4 protein-coding genes and 1 pseudogene are annotated in these 4,519 nt (G+C 48.3%); 1 reads left to right on the top strand and 4 read right to left on the bottom strand.

Annotated features, from left to right (window positions below; all coding sequences use genetic code 11):
* The 4 genes from H146_RS21095 to dctP form a co-directional block, all read right to left on the bottom strand.
* Nucleotides 1–385 (bottom strand): transposase (locus H146_RS21095; RefSeq protein ID WP_245558790.1); only part of this gene is annotated, 385 nt, incomplete at its 3' end.
* A gap of 215 nt (nucleotides 386–600) precedes the next feature.
* Nucleotides 601–1,923: a TRAP transporter large permease gene (locus H146_RS0117870; protein ID WP_026352107.1), complete on the bottom strand. Its 1,323-nt coding sequence runs from the start codon at nucleotides 1,921–1,923 to the stop codon at nucleotides 601–603.
* A gap of 2 nt (nucleotides 1,924–1,925) precedes the next feature.
* Nucleotides 1,926–2,423 carry a TRAP transporter small permease subunit gene (locus H146_RS0117865; RefSeq protein WP_019953241.1) on the bottom strand — a complete coding sequence of 166 codons (498 nt, stop codon included), beginning with the start codon at nucleotides 2,421–2,423 and terminating at the stop codon, nucleotides 1,926–1,928.
* A gap of 56 nt (nucleotides 2,424–2,479) precedes the next feature.
* Nucleotides 2,480–3,538, bottom strand: a complete 1,059-nt coding sequence (gene dctP / locus H146_RS0117860) for a TRAP transporter substrate-binding protein DctP (protein WP_033195868.1) — start codon at nucleotides 3,536–3,538, stop codon at nucleotides 2,480–2,482.
* 628 nt (nucleotides 3,539–4,166) lie between these two features.
* On the opposite strand from dctP, the pseudogene H146_RS19890 reads away from it, so the two are divergent.
* Nucleotides 4,167–4,519 (top strand): annotated as a pseudogene (locus H146_RS19890) (group II intron reverse transcriptase/maturase); the annotation flags it as partial.

Raw genomic sequence — 4,519 nt, 5'->3', positions numbered from 1 at the left:
TCATCTTCAAAATCTGACGAGCCCCTTCTTCACCAATCCGCTGTCTGAAGCGCAGCATGGTCGTCTCATCCATGGGCAAACGATGACGGAAGAGGGTTTCACCGCAGAAAAACTGCCAATACGGGTTTTCAACCCAGCGATCCAGCACCTCGCGATCTGACAGCCCGTAGAGATGTTTCAACATCTGGAGACCGACCTGCAACCGGATGGGCAATCCGGGTCTTCCGTTATTGCTGGCGTAGCCTGATGCAAAAGTGTTTTCGCAACCGGACCAGTTGATTCTCTGGCTCATCTGCACCAACTCGTGGCGCATGTTGATGACGTCATCAAGGTAGATGTTGAGCAGGTCGCGCTGTGGATTCTGGCGCTGATCGCTGAGAGTTATGTCGATTTCTCACGATTTTGGCGGGGATAGAGCAGATTTTACGCCGAAACGGGAGCGCCTACCAGGTGCATGGCCATGATTTCACGGTGATTTTTGGTTTTCCAGGACCGACTACTTATGGATAAAACTGAATCATGCTTGCTATATCTGCGCAACTAAAACAATCGCCCAAGAATACTAAATGTAAATCTCTTGGGCGATTCTATCATCTCTAGTTAGAAGCCCACTATTTGACTCGGTAGCCATGTCGCCACACTCGGGAACATAGCTACGATAGCTAGAGTTATCAACTGTGCGATGATAAACGGCACTACCCCCTTACACATCTGTCCGTAGGTAATGTCTTTAGGCGCAATCGACTTAAGATAGAAAATAGAGGAAGCCATGGGAGGTGTCAAATAGCTGGTCTGTATCGTAACCAATACCAAAGTCGCGAACCAAATAGGATCAATGCCAAGCGACTTTATAATCGGTGTAAATATTGGCACACAGATAAGCACTATTGATGTCCAGTCCAAGACGAAACCCAACAGGAAAGTGACCAATAAAAAGAAGATAATCACTTCTGTGCTTCCTCCGCCAAGCGCCTCTGCAATATTTTCTACTAGGGCTCCCCCACCATTCACAGCAAAAATACCTGTAAACATGGTACCCCCAGCAACTATCAAAAGGATCATTGCTGTGATGCGAACCGTCATCTTGAGTGATTCGCCTAGAGAGGAAATTGTCATCCCTTTGTTGGAAACCGCCAGAATGGTAGCGCCACCCACACCCACTGCAGCTGCTTCAGTTGGAGAGGCTATGCCACCCAAGAGCGAGCCGAGCACCGCGAACATTAGCAGAAGCGGTGGCAGCAAAGATTTGAGTGTAATCGTGATTTTTTGGCTCAGGGGTATAGTTGGTAAGCTTTTATCGTTAACCGCGGGGCCATCAGAGGGACGTAAAATACACCGAATTAAAATGTACAATACAAACAACGATACCATGATACCGCTTGGGATCATGATCGCAGCAAAGAGTGCACCAATCGATATCTGGGCCAAAGCCGCATAAACTACAACAATAACGGTAGGGGGAATAATGGTACCCAGCGAACCACCTGCACAAATTGTCCCTGTAATCACCGAATTATTGTATTTATATTTTTGCATCGCAGGTATAGCCATTAGGCCGATCATAATCTCGACCGCCCCAACTACACCTGACGCAGCGGCAAAGATAGCTGCCATGAGTATAGTCGTAACGGCCAGACCACCCGGAAGTCTTCCAATCCAAATTTGGATAGCCTCAAATAAATTCTTTGCAATACCAGACTTTTCCAGTATAGCCCCCATCAGGACAAAAAGCGGTATCGAGGACAATATATAATTTGTAGACGCACTATACATGCTTCCATAGAGTTGCTGAAAAATCATTGGGCCAAATGAAAACCAGCCTGCCGCTACAGAAACGAGTATTAAAGAAAATGCTATAGGTATACCCAAAAATATTAGCAAAAAAAGTGCTGGGAACATTAACGCTACAATCATTGACTCCATCATTAATTCCTCTTCAGCGCTTTTTCTAAAAAATACCTAATCCCCTCAGCCAATAGTTGCAGGGAAAATATACTTAAACCGATTGCTAAAATAAGATAAAAAGGCCACATTAATGGACCCCAAGTGCTTACTGTCTCAACTTCCCCTGCCATGTAGGCATTTATGGCCTTGTTCCAACCATGCCAAGACATCATCGTCATGACAGGACAGAGTAAAAACGTATATGCAACACCTAACACATAGGCACCCACTTTTTCAGGCAATAATCGTATTATGACGTCTATCTTGACATGCCCATCTACTTGCAGGGTCCATGCTACACCCAAAATAAAAGCAGCCCCCGTCGCCATATAGGAAATATCAAATGCCCAGATAGTTGAAGCGTTAAGAACGTACCTAGCCACTACTTCATAAAGCATGGAAACGATGAGGATAATAAACAAAAGCCTACTAACAAGCGCAGCACCACGAGAAGCCTTGTCTATTAATTTAAAAATCATGATAGCATCCTGGTTATAGAATAATGAGGGAGGAACGCACCTCCCTCTATGCTGCTTTAGTTCCTAATCAGGTAGTCCTTATTGTTTTCCCAACGCTCTTTGTACTCGTTGTAATCTTCAAGAAGATCGAGCATGTTGGATGAACCTGCTTCATTCTGTTCATCTGCCTTATTCGCGATCCAATCCTGCCCGCGCGCAGAAAGCTCGTCCACAAAAGCATCATCTAACGTGATAACTTCGTTTCGCCCAGAACGATATTCTTCCATTGCCTGAATATCATTATCGTAAAAATTACTCAGTGCTTCGTATGTCGTTAGCTTTGCTGCTGCCTCCAGTAGTGGTTTTAGATCCTCAGGCAGACTATTCCAAGTCTCTTGTTTCATGAAAACTTCCCAGAGGAAAGTCGGCTGGTGCACACCTGGAACAACAATGTATTTCGCAGCCTCATGGAAACCTTCTGGTTGGTTGCTAGACGGTGTCGCCCACTCGACAGCATCTACCCCTTTACGTTGAAGAAGCGTATAGGTCTCGCCAGGCGGAACGACCGTTGGAACGGCACCATAATAGTCTCTCATCACCTCCGCCCATGGACCAGATGTGCGATATTTTAGGCCTTTTAAATCGTCAGGCCCTGTAATTTCTTTGTTGGCGTGGGCGAAGACTTCGGTTGAACCAATACCTACGATGAGTGAATGAAGGCCTTCAGAAGCTCTGAGCTCAGTTAAAGCCTCTTTGCCACCGCCCTCGTAGATCCAGTTAACATAGGTTTCAGGTCCCATACCACCTGGAAACCCGGCGAATATGGAGTTAATCGGGTCTTGGTTTACGAGGTAGCTTGGCGTTGAGTGTCCGGCTTCAACGGTTCCTTCCTTTACTGCCTCATAGACTTGCAATGCTGGTACTATAACGCCAGCACCATAGGGTTGAATTTCAACTCTCTCATTGGTGAGGAGCGAGACATTTGAAGCAAACCGTTCCAAAAAGTTTTCGTAAAACGGCGAACCAGCAGGCACTGAAGTCGGTACTCTCCATGTAACCTCAGCAGCAAAAGCATTCGCTGTAAAAAAAGCTGATGCTGCTACACATGCTAAGTTTGCTAAGCGTGTGTTTTTCATGAAACATATTCCTCTAATATTAATTAAATTTATTATAGGAATGACCATACCAAGTTCCATCGCGTTGCTCTCGGAATCATCATCCTCGTAACACAGCTCAATATTTTATATTTTATACAATCTTCAAAGTCAAGCGTGTCTCAGGCTTTTCTCCCCATTCTTATGGTGCGCCAGGCATGGCGCGCAGCGCCTTGACTGGCGCTGCTCCTGGGGGTGGTGCCTCAGGATGACTTGGGGGTGAAAGTCCCCTGCACGCCCGGCAAGGGGAAGTGCTAGCCGACGGCAAGGGTGTCTCCCGCGAGGGGGAATCTGAAGGAAGCCTAAGGCAAAACGCTGGCCTGACGAACAGGAAGCGGATACGAGGCGGTGTGGCGGGGTAAGATGGCCATAATCATCAACGCCCGGTACTTGCACGGAACGCCATGACGTATATCCGACAGGCATAAGCGGGAAGGTCGCGCGTCTTACCCTGGGAGGCCTGCTTGCCTGCCATTGGCTACCGACACCGTGAGGTGTCGGGATGGGCGAACAGGAGTCAGCAGAGGCCATAGTAAGTGCCGGTTCACCGCGGCACCAAGGGCCGAACATGGAGAACCGCGAGTAGGCGATAACGTCTCGAGGATCGATCATGAAGACAGACACTGACGCTAATACCGTCACTCACCCAGAGGGGCAGGGGCAGTACCCCGAGTCCCGGCCGGTGAGCGTCGAGACGAGCCCGGCGTCGTTATCGTGGACGAAAGCGGAGCCCAACTCGCTCATGGAACGGGTCGTTGATCCGGAAAACATGGAGCGAGCTTACCGTAAGGTGATCAGCAACAAAGGCGCACCGGGTGTCGATGGCATGACGGTGCATCAACTGGCTGACCACTTAAAACAGCACTGGCCAACGCTGCGTGAGCGGTTGCTGGCCGATGAGTATCACCCCAGCCTGATCCGAGCCGCCGTCATACCCAAGCCCAAGGGTGGGACGCGGCAGCT

The sequence above is a fragment of the Kushneria aurantia DSM 21353 genome, assembly GCF_000382245.1.
GTDB lineage: Bacteria > Pseudomonadota > Gammaproteobacteria > Pseudomonadales > Halomonadaceae > Kushneria > Kushneria aurantia.
Note: the sequence above shows the minus strand (reverse complement) of the source record. Positions and strands in the feature narration are given on the sequence as shown.